Genomic DNA, 22,302 nt, shown 5'->3' on the forward strand with positions numbered 1-22,302 from the left:
GTTGCTTTTATAAGTAGCTTGTCTATACGGTCAAAGGGTTTTGTTTTAGGCGATATGCTTTTAGTGTTAAAATAACTCTTCTGGGACAGATAATGCCTTATATACAGTTTGATTATCCTACTGTGCAATATCTACTCGGGCTCGTCTCGATACCACCATTATTGGAATACTATGATTGAATTAATAAAGAAATTACCGAAAGCTGAACTTCATCTACATATTGAAGGTTCGCTAGAGCCTGAGCTGATGTTTAGATTGGCCAAAAAGAACAACGTAGAAATACCTTATAAAGATATCGAAGATGTACGCAGTGCCTATAACTTCACCAATCTGCAGACCTTTTTAGATATTTACTATGCGGGTGCCAACGTTCTACTTACCAAAGATGATTTCTATGATTTGACGTGGGAATATATTCTTAAATGTGTCGAAGACAATGTCATTCACACAGAGATATTCTTTGATCCGCAGACACATACCGAACGCGGCGTGCCTTTTGAAGCGGTCATCACAGGTATCAAAGAAGCACTCGCCGATGCCAAAGCCAAATACGGTATCACGTCATGCATCATCATGTGTTTCTTGCGTCATTTATCGCAAGAAGAAGCGTTTGAGACATTAGAGCAAGCGCTGGACTATAAAGACGACATCATCGGTGTTGGTCTGGATTCATCAGAATTGGGCAACCCACCATCGAAATTCAAGGAAGTCTTCCAAAAAGCCAAAGAGGAAGGCTTCAAGTTGGTCGCTCATGCAGGCGAAGAAGCAGACTTTTCGTACATCTACGAAGCATTAGATTTATTGAATATCAATAGAATCGATCATGGTGTGCAGTCTATAAAAAGTCGAGAGTTGATGCAAAGACTTAAAGATGAGCAAATGCCACTGACGGTTTGCCCGAACTCAAATATCGAGCTAAAAGTCTTTGAGACTTATAAAGAGCACAATATTAAAGAGCTTTTAGACTATGGTCTAAATATCAGCGTTAACTCAGATGATCCAGCGTATTTCAAAGGCTACGTGAATCAAAACTTTATCAATCTATATGAGAATTTACCGATTACGGAAGACGATGTTATCACGTTGGTCAAAAACTCGTTTAAATCGGCATTTATCAGTGATGAGTTAAAAGAAGCTTACTTGGCGAGAGTTGATCTTACATTGAAATAATTTTAACGAGCTTGTTTTTAATAGTGAAGGCTTAACGGTTTATATAAATCGTTAAGCCTTTTTTATGGTCTGTCATTCAGTAATATCTATAAGTAGTAGTGATTATAAAGTAGTAATCTCTTCTACAAGCAGTGGCAGTATTACTCCAGCCTTTTCTGCTAATGTGATATCGACGATAGTATTTGGTGTGGGGTCAGGGTTTATCTCAATAACTTGCGCGCTATTCTGTTTGGCTAGCTGTGATAGTCCAGCAGCAGGGTAAACCAGACTTGAGGTACCGATGCTGATAAATACTTCGCAATTAGCTGCAGCTTCTTCGGCAGTCTGCCATGCCTGTACAGGTAGAGCTTCGCCAAACCAAACAATATCTGGTCTAATATAACCGTCGCAATGCGGACAGCTAAGCAGTGATTCATCAAAACTCATAGTACCTTGATTATCGTACGATGCTCTCGATTGGTCTTGATAAGGTATCTCACACTGACCACAGCGGTTACGCCACAGATGACCATGCAGATGAGTCACCGCGCTACCAGCATGCTCGTGCAAATCATCGACATTTTGGGTGATGAGTGTCACCTGCTGATCGGAGGTTTGCGCATGATACTGCCACTGAGCCAACGCATGATGGGCAGGATTTGGCGCTTTATCTGCGACCATTTGCCGACGCCATTGATACCATGACCACACCAGCTTGGGATCACGAGTAAACGCTTCAGGGGTTGCCAAGTCTTCGACTCCGTAGTTCTCCCACAGCCCTGTTTGCTTATCTCGAAACGTTGGGATACCGCTTTCTGCTGAAATGCCAGCCCCAGTCAGAATGCAAATACGCTGTTTCGATGCCAGTAGTTGTGCTGCAAGTTTTACTTCTGCTATTAACGCTGGTGATAATTCTGCTAACATGAGCCAACCCTTGCTAATAATGGATATTTTTACTTATGATAGACGGAATTTGGTGGCTTGTCATATTGTTCGCTGTCATGGCAGTTTTATGGTTCGTGGCAAAATCGCGAGGTGCAAAAGCAGGCGAAAAGCATAATGGCGCAAAATCAAAAAATGCAACACCGAATGATGCGCTGCAAAAAACATCAGCGATATTAAAGCAGCATTTTGCTGATTATCGAGTCACACGTAAGGCAAATCATTTGCTCGTTAGCAAACAAGACAAAAAAATTGCGATGATTACGATTGATAAAAAAATTGCTGAAGGTCAGCGCCGTTTAGGTGATGTGCCAGTGATTAATTATCACCGTATACCTAGCCGTGCTCAATTGACTGCCAATCTACAGGACGCAGAGTAATTTTGCTATATAGTCAATCCTCTATAAATTGGCTACGGTGTCAGTCTCGCTCAGTCTACTACTTGTAATACTTTCACTCGGCTTCCTTGTATCCAAATTATACTGAATCGACTATAGGTGAGAGCACTAGAAATATACAAGCACAGAAAAACCGCAAACATGTTGAAGTGTAGGTTTGATGAGTATAGGAAGTTTAAGATAGTACTAAGGGAAGGGTAGAGCAAGATTGTAAACAGTATGATTGGTGCGCTCGGCGGGAATCGAACCCACGACCCTCGGCTTCGGAGACCGATACTCTATCCAACTGAGCTACGAGCGCATATGATAACGATATGTCTGACTGTCACGCTTAGATGCGCATGATAATTAGCATAAGGTGTCTAGAAATAAAGACCGCTTAGTCTAACAAATAAAAAGCATAAAGCCAATAAATGACAGTCGCGATTGAGGTTTTTTAAGAAAAAACAGCCAAGTCATTAAACAAGCATGGCAATTTACCTGCCTTTTCCCTTATAATGTTGGGGAGAATTCATATTTATAATCACCGATTGCAAGTGCGCTGGCACGCGGGATGGCTGTCTGCTATTGAAGACTTAGAGGTCGTCAAAGAAGGACAGACAGAATGTCCGAGCCGTGCTAGTCCTTGTATACGTAATAAGAGAACGTGACGAATGAGAAAAGTAGTTATGTTATCGGCAGCTGCCATTCTAGGAATCGCTAGTATCGCGGTGAGCCAAGCTGAAGATGTTGTAGACACTCCTGTAACTGCGTCAGACGTAGCAGAAGGCCAAGAGGTCGTAGAAGCTGCTCCTGAAACGCTAGGTGACGATACCCAAGCTGCTGCAGATACGACAGATGGTGCTGCGCCCACTGACGAAGCCGCTCCAGCAGAAGGCGAAGAAACTGCCGCTGCAGCGCCTGCCGCTGATGAAGAGCCAATTCCACAAGATACGCCGCAAGTACAGAAGCTAATTGCTTTGTATCCTAATCTGATTGCGCGTATCCAGCCTGTTGCCAATATCTGTTTTGAAGATGGTGAAGCTTGTGATGTAACGGCACGCTCATCTGGCCCAGCTGCTGGCGATGGTCCTCGTGACGGTAAAGCGGTATATAACGCCGTATGTCATACTTGTCATACAGCAGGCTTGCTAGGCTCTCCTATCTTTGGTGATGCTGGCGCTTGGGGCCCACGTATTGCAAAAGGTAAAGATACGCTATATACCCATGCTATCAATGGTTTCAATGCGATGCCTGCCAAAGGTGGCGCGGATATTCCTGATGAAGAAGTTCAAAATGCTGTAGATTATATGGTTGCAGAAGCAAGCTAATCTTTGTTGATTACCTTCCAAGCTTTTACGATAGTTATCTATAAAGCGCCTATTTCAGCGATGAGATAGGCGCTTTTTCATGATGAGTATTATTAATATGGTACTTCGAATATAAGGCAGTTGAAATTCGTCATGAGTAGCCTCATTTTATGAGATTAGTTCGTTTATTACCGTACATTGTCACCTTTAGAGAGTAGAGTGTGTTGAACATTCTTATACGGCTTTTGCCTATATGCTAATGATAGTCGAATGTTCAACACGGCCTATTATTCTAAAATCGCATTTTATATAAATTGATAACAAATAAAGAGGTCTTCATGTCTGATGCACCAGCACTCTCCATAAAAAACCTATCCAAGACCTATGACAATGGGTTTTCGGCATTAAAAGGGGTTGATTTAACGGTACCACAAGGTGGATTCTTTGCGTTACTTGGGCCAAACGGCGCAGGCAAATCTACCATGATTGGTATTATTAGCTCATTGTTTAAGCCAACCACCGGTAGCGTCCATATTTTCGGCACAGACCTATTAGAGAACCCTTCGATTGCCAAGCAATACCTTGGCGTTGTACCGCAAGAATTTAACTTTAATATGTTCGAAAAAGTCGAAGATATCCTGATTACGCAAGCGGGTTATTTTGGTATTCCGGCAAAAGAAGCCAAACCACGCGCAAAGAGACTATTAACCGCGCTAGGACTATGGGATAAACGCGACAGTAAATCACGTGAACTATCTGGTGGTATGAAACGCCGCTTGATGATTGCCCGTGCCTTAATTCACAAACCAAAACTATTGATTCTAGATGAGCCAACGGCGGGTGTCGATATCGAGCTTCGCCGCTCGATGTGGGAGTTTATGCAGCAGATTAATATCGAAGAAAACACCACTATTATTCTGACGACTCATTATCTCGAAGAAGCTGAACAATTATGTAAACGCATTGCGATCTTGGATCACGGTGAGATTCGAATCAATACAGAAATGAAGGAGCTACTGGCGCAGTTGTCGGTAGAGACGTTTGTATTTGATTTGGATACGCCGCTCACTGAGCAGTTGGCTTTGACGGGAGTGACAGGGGTCTCGCAGCCAGATGAGCAAACGCTAGAAGTTACCTTGACAGAAGGTGAGTCACTAAACGGTGTCTTTGATCAGTTGTCTGATAAAGGTATCAGTGTGGCGAGTATGCGCAATAAAGCCAACCGACTAGAAGAGTTATTTATGCGCTTGGTAGACAAAAACATTCAGAGTGCAGATAGCATGAAGGAGGCGGGATTATGAGTCAGGAACTAGTCGATCATAATAAAACAATGTCATTGAGTAAGAAGTGGATTGCGTTTCGTACTATTTGGTTCAAAGAAGTACGCCGTATTTTACGTATCTGGCCGCAGACGTTACTACCGCCAGTTATCACGATGAGTTTGTATTTTGTCATCTTTGGTAAGATGATTGGTTCGCGTGTGGGTGAGATGGGCGGCGTGCCTTACATGCAGTTTATCGTGCCTGGTTTGATCATGATGTCGATCATTACCAACAGTTACTCTAACGTCGTCTCAAGCTTCTTTAGTGCCAAGTTCACGTCTAGTATCGAAGAGCTTTTGGTCTCGCCAGTATCCAAGCATGCTATTTTGATGGGTTATATCAGTGGTGGTATCTTCCGTGGATTGGCTATCGGTGTGATTGTCTCGATAGTGGCGCTGTTCTTTACTGATCTTGGTATCGAGCATTTATTTGTGACTATATTTACGGTACTTGGCACGTCTATCTTGTTTTCGTTAGGTGGTTTTATCAATGCGGTATTTGCACGCTCGTTTGATGATATCTCTATTATCCCAAGCTTTGTACTGACGCCATTGACCTATCTTGGCGGTGTGTTTTATTCGATGGAGAATTTATCGCCATTTTGGCAAAATATCTCGCTACTGAATCCTATCGTCTATATGGTCAACTCATTCCGTTACGGTATTCTTGGCTACTCTGATGTCAATGTTTGGTATTCGATGGCGGCTATTTTTGTGTTCTGTGCGATATTTTATACCATCGCCTATCGCTTGCTAAGTAACGGATCGCGCGTGCGTTTATAGTGTGTATTATTCGCTAAGCATATTATTATTTAGAGCAAATTTTAAACGGTTTAACATTAGGAAGACAGATGAGTATTCACGGTATCTTGGGTGAGCAAACCACAGACTATCCAACTGAGTATAGCCCAGAGACGCTATATCCGATTGCGCGCAGCATGGGACGTGATGCGATCGGTTGGCAAGACGATAAGCTAACCGTCGGTGTCGATTGGTGGCAGGCTTTTGAGATATCTTGGTTAAATCCGCAAGGTATCTCGCAAGTAGCGATTGCACGCTTTAGCATTCCTGCTAGCTCACCGTTTATCGTAGAATCAAAATCGCTTAAATTGTATTTAAATAGTATTAATTTTACCGAGTTCGCCAGTTGGAACGACGTACAAGCGTTGATTGCGAAAGACTTATCAGCTTGTTTGCAAGCAGACGTACAGGTAGCGTTATTTGGTTTAAACGATGATCTAAATGGTGATGAAACAGCGTTATTGATCGCTCAGCCTGAGGGTGTTTGTATTGATGAGGCATTGGCAGATAGCACGGATAAAGTTGCGTTAACGGAACATCCTGATGCGTCACTGCTGAGTACTAACGAAGTAGAGACGCGCGACGAAAGCGTGGCAAGTGATGGTACGCAGCCGTATACTTTTTATTCCAATCTACTGCGTAGTAATTGTCCAGTGACCAATCAACCAGATTGGGGCACGTTGGCCGTTTCGATAACGACTGATAAGCCTTTTAATAATGCAAATATGCTGCGTTATATACTGAGCTTCCGTCAGCACAATGGTTTTCATGAGCAGTGTGTCGAGCAGATATTTGCTGATTTAAGCCAATACTATCAGCCAAGTGAGCTAATGGTACGGGCGTGGTATACGCGCCGCGGTGGTATCGATATCAATCCTTGCCGTGTCAGTGATATCAGTTTATTGCCTAAGCCAAGCCGTTTAATTCGCCAGTAAGTTCTCGCTAAAAATACAATATTAATAAAAATACAATGTTAAATAGTTTTTAAGCCCATAAAAAAGCGCCTATCTCATCATGTGAGATAGGCGCTTTTTGTTATATAGTCTTCAATTACAAGACTATTTACCGCTTACTTTTGCCATGACTTCTTCAGGGCTTAGCATTTGCTTTTCAGCTTCACGGCGATTGACGTACTCATACTTGCCTTCCGCCAAGTTGCGATCAGAGACGACGATACGATGCGGTATACCAATCAATTCAAGATCAGCAAACTTAACGCCTGGTCGCTCGTTACGATCGTCTAATAGCACGTTGATGCCTTGAGCTTTTAACTCTTCATACAGGGCGGTTGCCGTCTGCATGACCGTCTCTTCTTTAGACTTCATCGGGATGATAGCGACTTCAAAAGGAGCGATCGAATCATCAACCGTTGGCGTTTTTGGCCACATGATGCCGTTTTCATCATTGTTCTGCTCGATAGCAGCGGCAATGATACGGCTAACGCCAATACCATAACAGCCCATCATCAAGGTAACAGGTTTGCCATCTTCACCAGAAACAGTACAGTTCATCGCTTGTGAGTATTTATCACCCAACTGAAAGATATGACCGACTTCGATACCACGTTTGATTTTCAGGCTGCCTTTACCATCAGGAGACGGGTCGCCTTCTTGTACATTGCGCACATCAACGATGCGAGTAATGCGAGTATCACGTGCCCAGTTCATACCGATAGTATGTTTGTTCACTTCATTGGCACCGCAAACAAAATCTGACAACGCAGCTGCTGAACGATCAACGAATACAGGCATATCTAAATTAACACCGATATAACCTTTATGTAGGCCTGCCGCTTTTAGCTCTTCGTCAGATGCTAACGTCAATGGTACATTTGCTTCTTCGATTTTCTCAGCCTTGATAGTATTGAGCTGATGATCGCCGCGCAACACGATAGCAATCAGTTGTGGCTCATCATTTTCGGTATGACCATGAACGATTAAAGTTTTAACCGTCGTTTCTAACGGGATATCCAAGTGTTCAGCAACCATTTTACAGCTGGTCATGCCTTCGGTCAGAACGTCTTCACGCTCCATTTTCGGCGGTTGACGCTCAGCAGTGCTGACAGATTCTGCTAGCTCTACGTTGGCTGCATAGTCAGATGAGTCCGAAAACGCAATATCGTCTTCGCCGCTATCTGCCAATACATGGAACTCATGTGAAGCAAAACCACCGATAGAGCCTGTATCTGCTTGTACCGCACGGAAATCTAAGCCCAAGCGGGTAAAGATGCGTGTATAAGCGTCATACATATCATGGTAAGTTTTGGCCAATGAGGCTTGATCCACATGGAAAGAGTAGGCATCTTTCATGGTGAATTCACGGGCGCGCATCACACCGAAGCGTGGACGAATCTCGTCACGGAATTTACCTTGAATCTGAAAGAAAGTAATCGGTAGTTGTTTATAACTACGCAGCTCGCCTTGTGCTAGATTGGTGATGACTTCTTCGTGCGTTGGACCAAGTACAAAGTCGCGATCATGACGGTCTTTGAAGCGCAATAACTCAGGACCATAATCATCAAAACGTCCGGTCGTCTGCCAAAGCTCAGCAGGCTGAGTCATCGGCATTAGCACTTCTTGTGCACCAACGTTTTGCATCTCTTCACGAACAATGCGTTCGACCTTTTGCAAGACGCGCAGACCCATAGGCAACCAAATATACAATCCAGAAGCAATCTTGCGGATAAGACCAGCACGCACCATCAATTGGCTTGAGGCGATGTCGGCGTCACTTGGGGTTTCTTTTAGTGTGGCAAATAAAAATTGACTGGCTTTCATAAATAAAGCGTAACCTTATCAACGATAAAAAAATAAGAAATAGTAGGATGTTGAGCGTATGGCTAATCGTTTCATTGCCGCCGCAAGCTTACCTTTATCACTTAGCAATAATCTAGGGTATTTCCTAGTTACCAACCTGCTTATATACAAAGCACATCAGTAAAAACCACTCTCATAAAAGAGAGGCAAATTTGATTTGATGTATCAATATGCCAAAAATGCAATATATTCAGGTCAAAACCCTGATAAATGCTTTAAGACTGACATTTTATTCATACAATCTGACTATGTTAGGTAAAGTTCGCCTAAGACGCAATGACTTTTTGTCTTTTCAGACCGAACGTGACGCAAAGGGTTCAATAAGGGATAAATAATTGAACTATTCATATGATTTTATAGCGAAAGTACTGCTTATTTTGGCGACAGTTTATTGAGGTGGTTGCGTAGAGGTTTATAGATAAAGTTATGTAGAGGAATGGTAGCCATTACTTGAAGTTACTGCACAATAGTCGCATCTATAGACTAAGCATCTGTTCTATTTTTACAACGCTCTTAGCCTTACCAAACGATGCAACATTATAAAGGTAGCTTCTATGGATAATCCTGATATGAATAACGCTAATGCCACTCAAAAGCCTACGAAACGTCCTATTGCTACAATGTCGTGGGTGATATTACTTGTCGGTCTAGCAGCGATTGCCTTTGCTATTTATAGCGCGCAAAACAAACCAGAAGAAGCGCCGATAGAAACTATTACTCGCGAAGGGGTGGTTACGCAAATTCAGCAGTTAAATCGCTTACATACCGTCGCATTCAGCGTTGATACAGTGATTACGAGCGAGCGACCTGGGAGCTGGATGAAACTGTGGCAAGACGAGCAAAAGGCCTTGTTTATCGCTCATGGTCGCGTAGAGGCAGGCGTTGATCTGAGTGCGTTGACACCTGAGATGGTACAAGTGGTGCAACCTGCTCAAGCTAATGCAGACGAAGAGCAAGTAGCTGATGCCAACTCACTAGCTGCCACTATGCCGCAAATCAATATTACTTTGCCGCCTACAGAGATATTTTCAGTATATCTGGATGATATCGAGATTTATGACTGGCAGACAGGGGCTTTTGGCATGATGCAAGTCGATCCTAAGATATTGGCACAAGCACAGACCATGGCAAAAAAAGAAGTGCTTGAGCGTGCCTGCCGAGGTGATGTCATGAATATGGCACTGCAAAATGCGCAAACGCAGTTGCAGCAGCTATTTGCACTCACAGGAGCGGTAGTGACGGTTACCACTCAGGGTGCAGGCGCGTGTCAATTGCCAGTCACTACCAATGGCTAGTCTGCTAGTTATTTTCTAAAATTAAGCCTCTTTTTTAAACTCAGCAATAGCTAGCTTGCGTGCCGATTTATGCTCGACCATTGGCGCAGGATAGTCGACATCGGCAAACTTACCACCTTTTGCCAGCTCTTTACGCATCTTATCTTCGTTGTGCAAGATACTGTTAGGAATGTCCTTTAACTCTGGTAGCCAAGTTTTAATAAACAGAGCTTTAGGATCATGCGTATTGGCTTGGCTAAAGGGGTTCATAATACGGAAGTAGGGCGCTGAGTCAGTACCTGTCGACGCGCTCCATTGCCAGCCGCCATTGTTGGACGCAAAGTCCCCATCGATCAGCTGTTGCATAAAGTAGCGCTCACCCAAGCGCCAATCAATCAATAAGTCTTTGGTCAAAAACATCGCTGTAACCATCCGCAATCGATTGTGCATAAACCCAGTAGCATTAAGACAGCGCATCGCTGCATCGACTAATGGCACGCCTGTCTTACCAGTACACCATGTCTCAAAATCATCATTGTCATATGACCAATTAACCTTATTGTCGGTATCTTCTTTATAAGCCTTATGACGAATCAGATTTGGTTTTTCGACCAGTACATGGCGATAAAAGTCTCGCCACGCAAGCTCACTTATCCAGCGATTGATGTCTTCATTATCACCGTCATTACCGTGTAGATTTTCTTGTGCTTTGCTCGCCTGTAGATAGCATAATCTAGGACTGATAGAGCCTATGGTGAGGTAAGCCGATAGCTGACTGGTTGCATGCAGATGGGGGACATCACGGCTTACATCATAATCATTGATATCATCATCGACGAATGCCTCTAGACGCTGGCAGGCGGAAGACTCACCTGCAGGATAAGCGTCTCTTGCTTGGTCAAGCTGAGCTATTATATTGATATGTTGCAATGACTCATTCTTTTCTAATGTCTGCTGGTAATCACTGAGCATTTTTTCATTTAGGGCTTTGATATCGTCGATTGTATTGGCAAACGTTTGCGATGATGGTAGTTTGATTTTATAATCGCTATCCACTGCGGATGCTTCATGCATTTGGATAGTGCTGACGTCCAACGTATGTCGCCATTTCTTATAAAATGGGGTGAAGACCTTATACATGCTATCGCCATCATTGGTCGTGATACTTTGCGGTGGCAAAATGCATTGGTCATGCCAGCGGACGAACTCGATGTCGTTTTTTGCAAGTTGCTTGTTCAATTGCTCATCACGATCAATCTCATTGCCTTCGTACTCGTGATTGGCCATGACGCAGCTGATTTCATTGTCGTTGCATAAGGTTGTAAGCGCCTTTATACAGTCTGAGAAGTTTGGACAAACTTGAACGATCAAGGTGATGTTTAGTTTTTCTTGTAACTCCTTTGCTAGAATAGGTAGCGTGCGAGCAATATGATCGACTTGTACAAGGGATGTATCGTGTGCTTGCCACTGCTCAGGGGTCAAAAAGAATGCGGCAGACACTGAGGCGTTGTCCTCATTGGCGCGTTCACATAACGCTGCTAAAGCGGTATTGTCATGGATACGTAGGTCACGGCGAAACCACATCAAGTAATGCGGTGGATTTTTGCTAGTAGCATTGTCGTCAGTATCAGTAGCGGCTGTCTGTGCAGTCTTAGACATCAAAGTATCCCTATATTAATCAATCGCAATCATAAACAAAACTAAGGATAAAAGTATGCTAGGATAAGTTTTTGGATGCAATGGCTTTGCCGTTAGGTTAACAAAACCTCATCACATCTAACGATTTATCTTTAGCTTGAACTTATCTGATGCCGCTATAATCGGTGTCATATTCAGCACCATGAAACGCAAGGTCACAAAATGCACGTTAAGTTTTGCGGGTTTACTCAGCTTAGTGATATACAGACTGCGGCACAGCTAGGTGCAGATGCAGTGGGTTTGGTGTTTTATCCACCAAGTCCACGTGCAGTCACGATAGAGCAGGCGCAAACCCTGAGCGCTGCTGTACCTGCTTTTGTCAGCGTGGTGGCGTTGGTGGTCAATATGTCTAAAGATGAGCTGATTAAATTAGCAAACAACGTCTCTTTTGATATTATCCAGTTCCATGGTGATGAGACGCCTGAGCAGTGCCACCAGCTAGCAGGTATAACCAATAAACGCTGGATCAAAGCATTGCGTATCAATACAGAGCAAGACACCCTCGATAGCGTTCACGCCCAAATTAATCAATTTGCAACCGCAGGTGCCAGTAGTATTTTACTGGATGCTTATCATCAGCATAAGTATGGCGGTACAGGCGCACGTTTTGACTGGAGTCTCATTCCACATGACAGTGCACTGCCGATCGTTTTGGCTGGTGGGCTCGATGCCGACAATGTTGCCGCGACATTAGATTTGCCTATTTATGGCGTCGATGTGAGCGGCGGTATTGAGGTTGATAAAGGTAAAAAAGACGCTGCCAAAATGCGTGCCTTTATGAAAGCGGTCAAGCGTGATCGATGGCAAAACGCTACGGTCACTGGCGCCATCTAAGTGGGTTTGTATCAAGCTATTCGCTATACGTAATCTGCTTAGTTGATCGTTATTCCGATTTTTCTGTTTAAATCTGATTAGATTATTATCCCTTTTATTATTTTCCCTCTATTTATCTAAAGTTATTTAAAAAATACCACTTATTACAGTAGGAATTATCATGAGTCATGTCGAGAACAAAGATTTATCTGCTACCGCACAATCTGTCAATACTTTTACCAATCCTGAAAATGTACAGGACTTTAACCAGTATCCTGATGCGCGCGGTCATTTCGGTGTACATGGGGGGCGTTTCGTCTCTGAGACGCTAATGGCTGCTCTAGAAGAGCTAGAAACGCTTTATACCAAAGTAAAAGCAGACCCGGCATTCTGGGAAGAGTATCACAACGACTTGGTCAATTACGTCGGTCGTCCAACACCGCTATATCATGCCAAGCGTCTAAGTGATGAGATTGGCGGTGCGCAAATTTATTTTAAGCGTGAAGACCTCAACCACACTGGCGCGCATAAAGTAAATAACACTATTGGTCAGGCATTGCTTGCCAAGATGTGTGGCAAAAAACGCATCATCGCTGAGACGGGCGCAGGACAGCATGGTGTCGCGACGGCAACGATTGCGGCACGCTTAGGCCTAGAATGTATCGTCTATATGGGTGCTGACGATGTCGAGCGTCAAAAGATGAACGTCTATCGTATGCGTTTGCTTGGTGCGACAGTTGTGCCAGTAACCTCTGGCTCACGTACGCTCAAAGACGCAATGAACGAAGCCATGCGTGACTGGGTAACCAATGTCGATAGCACGTATTATATTATCGGTACGGTGGCAGGACCGCATCCTTATCCGCTATTGGTTCGTGATTTCCAAGCGATCATTGGTAAAGAAGCACGCATTCAGCATTTAGAAAAAACAGGCAAAATGCCAGATGCCTTGGTTGCATGTGTCGGTGGCGGCTCGAACGCGATTGGTTTGTTCTTTGACTTCCTAAACGATACTGAAGTCAAGATGTATGGCGTCGAGGCAACAGGCGATGGTATCGAGTCAGGTCGTCATTCAGCACCATTGGCAGCTGGTCGTATTGGCGTGCTACATGGTAACCGTACTTACCTCATGGCAGATGATGATGGTCAGATTCAAGAGACGCATTCTATCTCAGCGGGTCTTGATTATCCTGGTGTCGGTCCAGAGCATAGCTTCCTAAAAGATATGAAGCGTGTTGAGTATGTTGGTTGTACGGATAAAGAAGCGCTAGAAGGCTTCCATGAAGCAACTCGTAAAGAAGGTATTATCCCTGCGCTTGAAACTGCTCATGCTGTCGCTTATGCATTGAAACTAGCTAAAACCATGACGCCTGATCAGACGATTATCGTTAATATGTCAGGCCGCGGTGACAAGGATCTGCATTCAGTGATGAAAGCAGAAGGGATTGAGATGTAGTAAGAATAGAGTAGTTTAGATGGTTGTATAAGAAAGTTTAGCAGCGTATTAACTCGATTAGGTATCATAAATCTCAATACGCTAATTGATAACTACTCTATAGAGTAGAGTAGTTATCAATATTGCTAGCTATTTTTTAATTATCGATAGTATACCTTCATGAGTTTGAACCGCTTAATACCGAGTAAGCCTAGCCAGTTGGGCAAGTATCCAGACCAAGCAGTGCTAACAGCGCCAGTCACAATAAGTGTGGGTGTGCCTACTGAAAGTGTCAGTTTTTGGCAGAGTTATGGTTTCTTTATAGTTGTCACTGTATGGTCAGTGATTTATGTCTTTATGGCCGTTTGGGAGTTTTCGACAGGTTATACGGTTACGACAACTGATGAAATTTTAAGAAATATTCTTGGGCTTTGGTCTCTTTTAGCTATACCCATGTTGTTTTTATTTCTGATGATATATTGGTTGCATCGTGCCCAAAAAGGTTTTGTCGTTCCAAATCCATGGATTGCTAGAAAATGGACTTGGAAGCATATCCCCATACTTATAATCAATAAAGATAATATCCAATTGACGTCTCAGTTTTATATAGCTAATAAAAATTTTCAGCACGATAAAGTTATAAATTATGATGACGTTGAAGCATTTTATCTTAACCGAATTCAAGGAAGCACTATTGGTTTTTGGATAGATTACACAGAAATATATAGTAGAAAGATGAAAAACCGAGGGAACAGGGTGCAAGGTCTAATATTTAATAAAAATATTCCACTGTGCGAGAGGTACAATGTTTTAAACGGTCTATACTACATAGAGCAGCGTGAAATTCTAAATATTATGAATACTTTTCATAAGCAAAGAACTGATGATATTAAATATTTGTCGCAAGATAACCATGATAATTTAATGGATATTGGCTAGTAACAATAAACTTATATAAGCTAAAAATTTATTTAACAAAATTATAAGAGATCACTATGACCCGAATTGAAAGTACCTTTGAAACCTTAAAATCACAAAATAAAAAAGCCCTGATTCCTTATGTTATGGCAGGCGATCCTAATCCGACCACTACGGTAGGTCTGTTGCACGACTTAGTGAAACACGGCGCCGATATGATCGAAGTCGGTTTACCATTCTCTGATCCAATGGCCGATGGTCCAACCGTTGCCTTGGCTGGCGAGCGTGCATTAGCAGCAGGTACGAGTACTCGTGATGCATTAAAGATGGTTGCAGAGTTCCGTCAAACAGATACGCAAACGCCAATTATCCTAATGGGTTATCTAAATCCTGTTGAAATCATCGGCTATGACAATTTTGTGGCACTATGCGAGCAGTCAGGTGTTGATGGTTTGTTGATGGTAGATTTGCCACCAGCAGAGGCGGGTAGCTTCACTCAGCATTTGACCGATCATTCGATGAATGAGATTTTCTTGCTATCGCCAACGACGTTGCCCGAGCGCCGTGAGCAAGTATTGACTCATTGTGGTGGCTATATTTATTATGTATCACTAAAAGGCGTGACTGGTTCAGCCACGCTAGATACAGACGACGTTGCGACCCAAGTTCAAGCAATTAAAGCAGAAACAGACTTGCCAGTATGCGTCGGCTTCGGTATCCGTGATGGTGCCTCTGCTAAGGCGATCGGTACTCATGCAGATGGCGTTATCGTCGGTAGTGCCTTGGTACAGAACTTTGCCGATATTGATGCCAACGATACTGCTGCGGTTGTAAATGCACAGCAAAACATCATGGCAAAAATGGATGAGCTACGTGAAGCTTTAGATAGCTTAAGCGCTTAATAGCTATTGCTTTCATATTGTTGTTACTTGAAGAAGTAGTTATTTGAAGAAATAGTTATTTGAAATGGCAAAGTCAAATTGCAGCTATTATTTACCTAAAGACTTTACTCAAATGCTTTACGTGAAGACAATACTAAATGACTTTGCTAAAATTAGTTTACGAGTGTAAACTAACATCACTATTATATGGTGTCTGATAGCAGTGGTTTATTCGTCATTTTGATTGGCAAATACATTATCTATCAACAAGCGCATAATCAAATTACCGACATGCGAGATTTATTTATCAGTATGTCGCATGATTGCTCATGTTATGACTGTGTTAGACGCTTTGTTTAGACAACCATTAAACTCTCAATGACAAGCGAATGAGCAAACTTGTCAATAAGCCTTTTATGATGGCAAATAATATGACTGATACCATAACAAAACCCGATAACAATACTGCTAAAGCCGCGCCAAAAAGCAATACGGATAGGCAGTCATGGTTTAACCGTCCTATCCCAGGCATCAAGCAGCATTTGACTGCGCCACTGTCTGCGGTAGAGACTGAACCGTCAACTAAGTGTAGTAATTGTCATTCGATGATTACCAACACAGCGCTGATTTTTAACTGTTATGTGTGCCCGCATTGTGATCATCATTTACCGATGAGTGCTCGTGAGCGCTTGAACTGGTTACTTGATCAAGTAGACGGCGAGACAGGACAAGAATTTACGGCCAAAGATCCATTGAGCTTTGTGGATAGTAAGCCATATCCTGCGCGTATGAGTGAAGCACAAGAAAAAACAGGTGAGACTGAGGCGTTGGTTGCTATGTATGGCAAACTGCGTAACCTTGATATCGTTGCCTGTGCTTTTGACTTCCGCTTTATGGGCGGGTCAATGGGTTCAGTCGTTGGCGATCGTTTCGTTCAAGCAGCTGAAAAAGCGCTAGAGCAAAAAGTACCTTTGGTTTGCTTTGCTGCTTCTGGCGGTGCACGTATGCAAGAAGGCTTATTGTCATTGATGCAAATGGCACGCACGGCAGCAGCGATTGAGCGTCTAAGAATCGCTGGGATTCCTTACATTGTGGTATTGACCAATCCTGTGTACGGCGGCGTAACTGCATCACTAGCGATGTTGGGTGATATCCATCTAGCAGAACCAAAAGCGATGATTGGTTTTGCTGGTAAGCGTGTGATCGAGCAGACTGTACGCGAGACGTTAGAAGAGCCATTCCAGCGCGCTGAGTTCTTGTTAGAGCACGGCGTAGTGGATGAAGTGGTACATCGTCATCAGCTAATCGATACGATCTATCGTCTACTTGCAAAACTATGCCGCGTACCAAATGTAGATGCTCAATAAGGTAAATGACTCAGCATAATGAATTATTTATTGAGTGCATAATGACTTAGCTGCGTGCTAACATCTACTACATATGCAAGACCCCTAATAGCATTTATCGTCATTGCACGGTAAGTGCTATTTTTGGTTTTAGCTAGCACATATATTTTTATCTCTTATTAAATTTTATATAGGTTCTATTCATGTCTGACCTTTTAGCCTCTGACCTTCACAGCCCCAACACCCATAGTCCTAATGAAAGTGCTAGCTTAACTGAGTGGCTCGATTATATGCAGCAGATTCATGTGTCTGCAATCGATATGGGATTGTCACGTGTATTGCCTGTCGCAGAAGCGTTAGGCGTGGTGCAGTCAGCTAAAGATGACGCTTATGTATTTACTGTAGCAGGTACCAATGGCAAAGGATCGACAACTGCTGTCATTGCCGAAATGTGTAAAGCCGCAGGTTATAAGACGGCACTATATCAGTCGCCACATCTTAGTGCCTTCAATGAGCGTGTACGTATCAATGGCGAGATGGTCAGCGACCAGACGCTGATTGAGGCCTTTAGCAAAGTAGAAGTAGCACGCTTACAGTGCGATTTGACGTTGTCGTTCTTTGAGATGACCACACTAGCAGCGCTATTGATATTCGCTGAAGCAGATTGTGACGTGTGGGTATTAGAAGTAGGGTTAGGCGGCCGCCTAGATGTGGTCAATATTATTGATCCTGACATGGCAGTTATTACCAATATCGGTATCGATCACGTTGACTGGTTGGGTGACAATGTCGAGGATATTGGCCGCGAAAAAGCAGGTATCTTGCGCAACGGCATTCCTCTGATTTATGGTGCTATTGAGATGCCAGCTAGCGTGCAAAAATCCATCGATACCCAGCAGGCAACTTGTTATCAAATAGGACAAGATTTTAGCTACCGCGATATTGATTCAACGACTTGGCAATACAGTAATGCAGCGGTTACCTTGCAATTACCACGTCCTGCGTTATCGTTAACTAACACGGCCAATGCCTTATCCGCAGTATTGGCAAGTCCATTAGATATCGATATCAATGCCATTGAGCAAGCGTTACAAACTGTCAAACTGGCAGGTCGCTTCGATTATCGTGAAAGTCATAGCCGTCATTGGTTATTTGACGTCGCGCATAATGAGCAAGGCGTTGAGTTCTTACTAGCGCAGCTGTTACCGTTTTGGCAGCAGCATGTCGCCAAGCAAAATAATCAAGATAGTTCAGCGGATATCCCTACACCAAAGATAAAAATGCTATTTTCTATGTTAGGTGATAAAGATATCGATAAGGTTGTGCAGCGCTTAACCCAAGCAGGTTTACCGGTTAGTGATTGGTTTATCGCTGAGATTGATTACCCTCGTGCCGCGACTACTGAGCAGCTGCAAACTGTGTTGGCCAAATATATCGATAGCACCAATATATATGAGTTCGATGGTTTGCATACAGCGACCCATGCAGTGATAGAGGCGAGCCAACCGCAAGACCTTATCGTCGTATGTGGCTCGTTTCATACGATCGGGGAAGCGTTAAGTGCCCTTAGCGTATGATAATTTAAGTTAAAGTAGGGCCTGTTTAATGTTAATCTTAGTCGTAGCCTGATAGCAGACAGCATGAAAAATATGCTTTATAATCAAAATGATTTGCCAGACTGGTAGAAGACGGTCGGCACAAATTTTGAACTCTGATGGCATTAACTGACAGTAACTGGCGGTAAGAGATCATGATTAAAGCGATTTGATACACTGCTTTGAGATTGTCGCTGCACCGCTCAATCAACCTTATTACCAACTAAGAGACGTAAACGGATGAACTTTTCGAGACAAGCCTTATTGGGCATTGGGATGATTATCGGCGGTAGCGTGATGCTATACGCCATGGTGCAACAGATTGGCGATAGCGAACAGCCAGAGCCGATGTCAGCGATGGTCGACAAACTAAGCTCGGAGCAAGAGTCTCCGCAGCCGCTCACCACTGATATCGAAACGGAAAAACGTATCCTTGCGCAAAAGCAAAAAGAGCGTGCAGCCCGCGTTGCAGAGCAAGAAAAACGTGCAAAAGAGTTTTTGACAGAGCAGGAAGTTGCAGAAGCAGAAGCGTTGGCTAAGGCACGTGCTGAGAGCCAGCAATATGTTGACAATAGTGCGCCAGCTACTGATGAAACCAGCAGTACAGAGTCTACAAAAGACGTTACTACAGATCTGACCGTTCAGCCTCGTACGGAGAGTCAGTCTACTACTGATACTACAAAGTCTAGTGAAGCCGAGAAGCAAAAAGCGGCTATCAAAGAGCAAGCGGCTGCTAAAAAACTTGCCGAGAGTAAAAAACAAGCGGAGGCAGAGAAACTAGCCGAAGCAAAAAAGCAGGCGGAAGCCCAAGCAGCGGCTGAGAGAAAAAGAGAAGCAGCTGAAGCGGCTAAAAACGAGCCACCAAAATCGCCTTCTGAATACCAAATCAAGAAAGGTGATGGACTCATAAAACTGGCAAGACAATACAACATGCCTGTAGAAGTATTGGCTCAAGCCAACAATCTATCTCCATCGGCAGCGCTACAACTGGGTCAAAGTATCACCATCCCATCGAGCAAACAGGTACAGCGTTTAGAGCGTGAAGCGGCGGCTGCTGAACAAGCGCGTGAGAAGAAGCGTCAACAAGAAGAAGCGCTGGCGAAGAAATCTGCCGATGCAAAACGTGAAGCGCAGCAAAAATTGAGTGAAGCGCGTAAAGAAGTCAAAGAAACAGATGCTAAAGGTAGTTTCGGAGTGCAAGTGGCTTTAGCAAATGACCAAGCCAAGGCCGATGAGTTAGCGAAAAAGTTCCGAGCAGCAGGTTATCAAGTCAAGACCAGTGCCACTAGTCGTGGAGTGCGCGTCGTGGTTGGGCCTGAACGTGGTAAAGTCGCAGCATTGGCACTAAAAGATAAAATCAATAGTGACCCTAAAGTAAATACGACCAGCGCTTGGGTGCTTTACTGGCGTTAAGCTAGAGCGTTTCTAACGGTCTCGATTCGGCTTTTATCTACTTTATATAAAAACACGACAAATACTGTCGTGTTTTTTGTTTTATAGATTGCTGATTGGCGCTGCCTTAGTTAAGATGAGCGCCATTTTTATAATCCGTTGTTGTATAACCTGTCAGCCTATATAGGTTGCCTTGTCGTGGTTGGCGCATTATTAACTGCTATCAATAATGACATTTAGCCCATCACTCTCATATTGTATAAGGTAGAACCATGTCGTTTGGTGTTATATTTTTAATATTGGCCGTTGGGTTTTTGGGGCTGATTACGTTACCGAAGCTGCTACCAACACTACTGACGAAGCGCCCCGTCGTTGAGCCAGATCCAAAACCTGTGCGCGGTGATGAGTTGGCTATTTGGCCATTTGCGCCGATGCCAATCATGACCGATACGGAAGTGATATTTTTTAATAAGTTAAAAAATGCGCTGCCGGAGTACCACATATTTGTTCAAGTACAGCTGTCACGGATCATTGAGGCCAATAGTAGTGAGACATCAGAGCGTAGCTTTTGGTTCAATCGTATTTGCCGCCAGAGTGTTGACTATGTGATTGTGGATGTCGATGCTCAGACCACATTGGTCGCTATCGAGCTTGATGACTGGACGCATAGTAGCAAAGCCCGCCAAAAAGCGGATGATAAAAAGGATAAGGCGCTTGCCAGTGCAGGTATTGCGATGGTACGCTTTCATGCCGAGCGTATGCCGAGTGCCGATATGCTTAGATATGAGCTAATGCAAGTGATTGAGAGTTATTAAGCGATCTGTGAAAGCTGTCCGATTGTTAAGGCTAAACATTATCCAAGCAGTTTCATCTTAAAAGTTTAGGTTAGCTAAATTTATTCATCGATCTGGTCTGACTGCCTTGGGTAAATAACGATTGGTCGGTTACCTTCAAAATATAAACCTGTCTTAGGTAGCTCGTTATCTGACCAAACTATCGGTTGCTGATGACCACCATAAGCATTTAGCCCATCATAAAAGTTGCGCTTGGTGAACCATTCAATATAATGCGCGGCTCGCAAAGCTGTAGTGTCAATCGTTGCAAGACCTGCCATATCTCTCTTATCACACCACTCATGTATTGGAAAACTCGGTGTTAGCCAGTATGGCCAATCATAATCACCACAATCATTTGTATTAATCGGTAAAAAGAATCGGCCTTTAATCACGCCATAACGCTTATCGATTTTTACCTGTCCGTGATTTTCTGTATCTACCCACACTGCTCGGAATTGCTTGGTTTGCATGTGTGTCATTTTGCGCTGTAGATTATCATTGGAATTAATCCCAACCCAATTCACAGGCTCAAAAGGTGCTGAACCCATAAAAAACTTAATGGCTAGCTCCCAATGTTCAACCAGCTGTTCTGCATGGTTATACAAGATCAAATCAAGCTCACCAGTCGTTTGCTTGCCATTATAGAGCTGCACATTGCTAGCCAGGGTCTCATACGGATGCAGCTTGCGTGCGAACCCATCCTCTAACCAAAATGACAGTAAGCCTTCAAAATGAAAACCCAGACGATTGGGGCTAGGGCGTTTGAGTAAATAACGCGTCAGATCTTGATAGGCGGCAGTGGTGTCTAGCTCTGTTAATCGTTGCTCATACGCCTCAAATTGCGTCTGCCAAAATTGCGCGCTATGCACAGCAACGGTATGTGTATTTTGATGCGGTGCAAAGTCTAGCCACTGCGTCAAAACATTGGGACACGACAGTACATAAGCCAGATCGCGCACATAAGGTCGGCGGTAACGTTCCCAAGGTGCATTATCTATGAGGTGATTAAATGTGGGCTGATTGACAGGCTCGGACATAGGATAAACCAGTGTAAAGGTGTAGCATTTACCCTAACGGCTCGCTCTATAAAAGTCTATAGATGACAAGTATCCGCTAGGGCAGTGTTAGGCTTTCTTACGTTAAAACAGGATATGAATGTGATGGATGTGAATGCTGATATCAGGAGGTGATAGCAGGTAGTATAGTAGAATGCTAACTACCGCCTTAAGTAGAGAGAGTTGCCATTTAGGCTGATATTGAGATGGTTTTTGGAGCCCATCTCAGATTCTGTGTAACTGCCATTTAGATTAAATGCCTGCTTATACGATCATCAAACATAATCATAAAGCGATTCAAAGCAGACGTCCAGTTACGAATGGGCATCGACCACTTTTTGGA

The 22,302-nt window shown here is 43.5% G+C and carries 19 protein-coding genes and 1 tRNA gene; 15 read left to right on the forward strand and 5 right to left on the reverse strand.

Annotation, left to right across the window (positions count from 1 at the left end):
• Nucleotides 1–171 precede the first annotated feature (171 nt).
• Entirely contained in the window at nucleotides 172–1,170 is a 999-nt protein-coding gene (locus JMX07_RS11900) for an adenosine deaminase (protein WP_201608142.1), read from the forward strand.
• Nucleotides 1,171–1,272: 102 nt separating this feature from the next.
• Here JMX07_RS11900 and JMX07_RS11905 read toward each other — a convergent pair whose 3' ends face one another.
• Complete coding sequence (locus tag JMX07_RS11905) at nucleotides 1,273–2,073, reverse strand: SIR2 family NAD-dependent protein deacylase (RefSeq protein ID WP_201608144.1); 801 nt, start codon at nucleotides 2,071–2,073, stop codon at nucleotides 1,273–1,275.
• A gap of 35 nt (nucleotides 2,074–2,108) precedes the next feature.
• Here JMX07_RS11905 and JMX07_RS11910 point away from each other — a divergent pair, with 35 nt between their 5' ends.
• The gene (locus tag JMX07_RS11910; protein WP_201608146.1) at nucleotides 2,109–2,471 is read left to right on the forward strand and encodes a hypothetical protein; all 363 of its coding nucleotides are present in this window, start codon (nucleotides 2,109–2,111) and stop codon (nucleotides 2,469–2,471) included.
• 242 nt (nucleotides 2,472–2,713) lie between these two features.
• Here the strand turns inward: JMX07_RS11910 and JMX07_RS11915 are convergent.
• A tRNA-Arg gene (locus JMX07_RS11915) sits at nucleotides 2,714–2,790 on the reverse strand.
• 352 nt (nucleotides 2,791–3,142) lie between these two features.
• Here JMX07_RS11915 and JMX07_RS11920 point away from each other — a divergent pair.
• The 4 genes from JMX07_RS11920 to queF all read left to right on the forward strand — a co-directional run bounded on the left by JMX07_RS11920 (nucleotide 3,143) and on the right by queF (nucleotide 6,835).
• Nucleotides 3,143–3,799, forward strand: a complete 657-nt coding sequence (locus tag JMX07_RS11920; protein WP_101204943.1) for a c-type cytochrome — start codon at nucleotides 3,143–3,145, stop codon at nucleotides 3,797–3,799.
• A 317-nt stretch (nucleotides 3,800–4,116) separates the two neighbouring features.
• Nucleotides 4,117–5,079 (forward strand): ABC transporter ATP-binding protein, encoded by a 963-nt coding sequence (locus JMX07_RS11925; protein WP_101204942.1) that lies wholly within the window; start codon nucleotides 4,117–4,119, stop codon nucleotides 5,077–5,079.
• Between the two features lie 29 nt (nucleotides 5,080–5,108).
• Nucleotides 5,109–5,882, forward strand: coding sequence for an ABC transporter permease (locus tag JMX07_RS11930; RefSeq protein ID WP_102091147.1), 774 nt, complete (start codon nucleotides 5,109–5,111; stop codon nucleotides 5,880–5,882).
• Between the two features lie 68 nt (nucleotides 5,883–5,950).
• Nucleotides 5,951–6,835 carry an NADPH-dependent 7-cyano-7-deazaguanine reductase QueF gene (queF, locus tag JMX07_RS11935; RefSeq protein WP_201608147.1) on the forward strand — a complete coding sequence of 295 codons (885 nt, stop codon included), beginning with the start codon at nucleotides 5,951–5,953 and terminating at the stop codon, nucleotides 6,833–6,835.
• A gap of 123 nt (nucleotides 6,836–6,958) precedes the next feature.
• Here the strand turns inward: queF and JMX07_RS11940 are convergent, their stop codons facing one another.
• Entirely contained in the window at nucleotides 6,959–8,677 is a 1,719-nt protein-coding gene (locus JMX07_RS11940; protein ID WP_201608148.1) for a proline--tRNA ligase, read from the reverse strand.
• A 593-nt stretch (nucleotides 8,678–9,270) separates the two neighbouring features.
• Here JMX07_RS11940 and JMX07_RS11945 point away from each other — a divergent pair.
• Complete coding sequence (locus JMX07_RS11945; protein WP_227684824.1) at nucleotides 9,271–10,011, forward strand: DUF4230 domain-containing protein; 741 nt, start codon at nucleotides 9,271–9,273, stop codon at nucleotides 10,009–10,011.
• A gap of 21 nt (nucleotides 10,012–10,032) precedes the next feature.
• Here the strand turns inward: JMX07_RS11945 and JMX07_RS11950 are convergent, their stop codons facing one another.
• Entirely contained in the window at nucleotides 10,033–11,649 is a 1,617-nt protein-coding gene (locus JMX07_RS11950; RefSeq protein WP_201608149.1) for a cryptochrome/photolyase family protein, read from the reverse strand.
• A gap of 171 nt (nucleotides 11,650–11,820) precedes the next feature.
• On the opposite strand from JMX07_RS11950, the gene JMX07_RS11955 reads away from it, so the two are divergent.
• The 8 genes from JMX07_RS11955 to JMX07_RS11990 all read left to right on the forward strand — a co-directional run bounded on the left by JMX07_RS11955 (nucleotide 11,821) and on the right by JMX07_RS11990 (nucleotide 20,883).
• Nucleotides 11,821–12,522, forward strand: a complete 702-nt coding sequence (locus JMX07_RS11955) for a phosphoribosylanthranilate isomerase (RefSeq protein WP_227684825.1) — start codon at nucleotides 11,821–11,823, stop codon at nucleotides 12,520–12,522.
• A gap of 160 nt (nucleotides 12,523–12,682) precedes the next feature.
• The gene (gene trpB, locus JMX07_RS11960) at nucleotides 12,683–13,957 is read left to right on the forward strand and encodes a tryptophan synthase subunit beta (RefSeq protein ID WP_201608151.1); all 1,275 of its coding nucleotides are present in this window, start codon (nucleotides 12,683–12,685) and stop codon (nucleotides 13,955–13,957) included.
• Between the two features lie 159 nt (nucleotides 13,958–14,116).
• Complete coding sequence (locus JMX07_RS11965; RefSeq protein ID WP_201608153.1) at nucleotides 14,117–14,875, forward strand: hypothetical protein; 759 nt, start codon at nucleotides 14,117–14,119, stop codon at nucleotides 14,873–14,875.
• Between the two features lie 56 nt (nucleotides 14,876–14,931).
• Complete coding sequence (gene trpA, locus JMX07_RS11970; protein ID WP_201608155.1) at nucleotides 14,932–15,756, forward strand: tryptophan synthase subunit alpha; 825 nt, start codon at nucleotides 14,932–14,934, stop codon at nucleotides 15,754–15,756.
• A 398-nt stretch (nucleotides 15,757–16,154) separates the two neighbouring features.
• Nucleotides 16,155–17,102, forward strand: coding sequence for an acetyl-CoA carboxylase, carboxyltransferase subunit beta (accD, locus tag JMX07_RS11975; RefSeq protein ID WP_201608160.1), 948 nt, complete (start codon nucleotides 16,155–16,157; stop codon nucleotides 17,100–17,102).
• A 182-nt stretch (nucleotides 17,103–17,284) separates the two neighbouring features.
• The gene (folC, locus tag JMX07_RS11980; protein WP_201608156.1) at nucleotides 17,285–18,658 is read left to right on the forward strand and encodes a bifunctional tetrahydrofolate synthase/dihydrofolate synthase; all 1,374 of its coding nucleotides are present in this window, start codon (nucleotides 17,285–17,287) and stop codon (nucleotides 18,656–18,658) included.
• Between the two features lie 258 nt (nucleotides 18,659–18,916).
• A complete protein-coding gene (locus JMX07_RS11985; protein ID WP_201608157.1) occupies nucleotides 18,917–20,089 on the forward strand; it encodes an SPOR and LysM peptidoglycan-binding domain-containing protein in 1,173 nt (390 codons plus the stop codon).
• Between the two features lie 251 nt (nucleotides 20,090–20,340).
• Nucleotides 20,341–20,883, forward strand: coding sequence for a DUF2726 domain-containing protein (locus JMX07_RS11990; protein ID WP_057758628.1), 543 nt, complete (start codon nucleotides 20,341–20,343; stop codon nucleotides 20,881–20,883).
• Nucleotides 20,884–20,963: 80 nt separating this feature from the next.
• Here JMX07_RS11990 and JMX07_RS11995 read toward each other — a convergent pair whose 3' ends face one another.
• Complete coding sequence (locus JMX07_RS11995; RefSeq protein WP_201608158.1) at nucleotides 20,964–21,941, reverse strand: DUF1853 family protein; 978 nt, start codon at nucleotides 21,939–21,941, stop codon at nucleotides 20,964–20,966.
• Between the last annotated feature and the right edge of the window lie 361 nt (nucleotides 21,942–22,302).

Origin of the sequence: Psychrobacter immobilis, assembly GCF_904846235.1 — a bacterium.
Lineage (GTDB): Bacteria > Pseudomonadota > Gammaproteobacteria > Pseudomonadales > Moraxellaceae > Psychrobacter > Psychrobacter immobilis_C.

Coding starts and splice junctions, on each gene's coding strand:
- JMX07_RS11900 (WP_201608142.1), top strand. CDS start 172: ATGATTGAATTAATAAAGAAATTACCGAAAGCTGAACTTCATCTACAT.
- JMX07_RS11905 (WP_201608144.1), bottom strand. CDS start 2,073: ATGTTAGCAGAATTATCACCAGCGTTAATAGCAGAAGTAAAACTTGCA.
- JMX07_RS11910 (WP_201608146.1), top strand. CDS start 2,109: ATGATAGACGGAATTTGGTGGCTTGTCATATTGTTCGCTGTCATGGCA.
- JMX07_RS11920 (WP_101204943.1), top strand. CDS start 3,143: ATGAGAAAAGTAGTTATGTTATCGGCAGCTGCCATTCTAGGAATCGCT.
- JMX07_RS11925 (WP_101204942.1), top strand. CDS start 4,117: ATGTCTGATGCACCAGCACTCTCCATAAAAAACCTATCCAAGACCTAT.
- JMX07_RS11930 (WP_102091147.1), top strand. CDS start 5,109: ATGTCATTGAGTAAGAAGTGGATTGCGTTTCGTACTATTTGGTTCAAA.
- queF (WP_201608147.1), top strand. CDS start 5,951: ATGAGTATTCACGGTATCTTGGGTGAGCAAACCACAGACTATCCAACT.
- JMX07_RS11940 (WP_201608148.1), bottom strand. CDS start 8,677: ATGAAAGCCAGTCAATTTTTATTTGCCACACTAAAAGAAACCCCAAGT.
- JMX07_RS11945 (WP_227684824.1), top strand. CDS start 9,271: ATGGATAATCCTGATATGAATAACGCTAATGCCACTCAAAAGCCTACG.
- JMX07_RS11950 (WP_201608149.1), bottom strand. CDS start 11,649: ATGTCTAAGACTGCACAGACAGCCGCTACTGATACTGACGACAATGCT.
- trpB (WP_201608151.1), top strand. CDS start 12,683: ATGAGTCATGTCGAGAACAAAGATTTATCTGCTACCGCACAATCTGTC.
- JMX07_RS11965 (WP_201608153.1), top strand. CDS start 14,117: ATGAGTTTGAACCGCTTAATACCGAGTAAGCCTAGCCAGTTGGGCAAG.
- trpA (WP_201608155.1), top strand. CDS start 14,932: ATGACCCGAATTGAAAGTACCTTTGAAACCTTAAAATCACAAAATAAA.
- accD (WP_201608160.1), top strand. CDS start 16,155: ATGGCAAATAATATGACTGATACCATAACAAAACCCGATAACAATACT.
- folC (WP_201608156.1), top strand. CDS start 17,285: ATGTCTGACCTTTTAGCCTCTGACCTTCACAGCCCCAACACCCATAGT.
- JMX07_RS11985 (WP_201608157.1), top strand. CDS start 18,917: ATGAACTTTTCGAGACAAGCCTTATTGGGCATTGGGATGATTATCGGC.
- JMX07_RS11990 (WP_057758628.1), top strand. CDS start 20,341: ATGTCGTTTGGTGTTATATTTTTAATATTGGCCGTTGGGTTTTTGGGG.
- JMX07_RS11995 (WP_201608158.1), bottom strand. CDS start 21,941: ATGTCCGAGCCTGTCAATCAGCCCACATTTAATCACCTCATAGATAAT.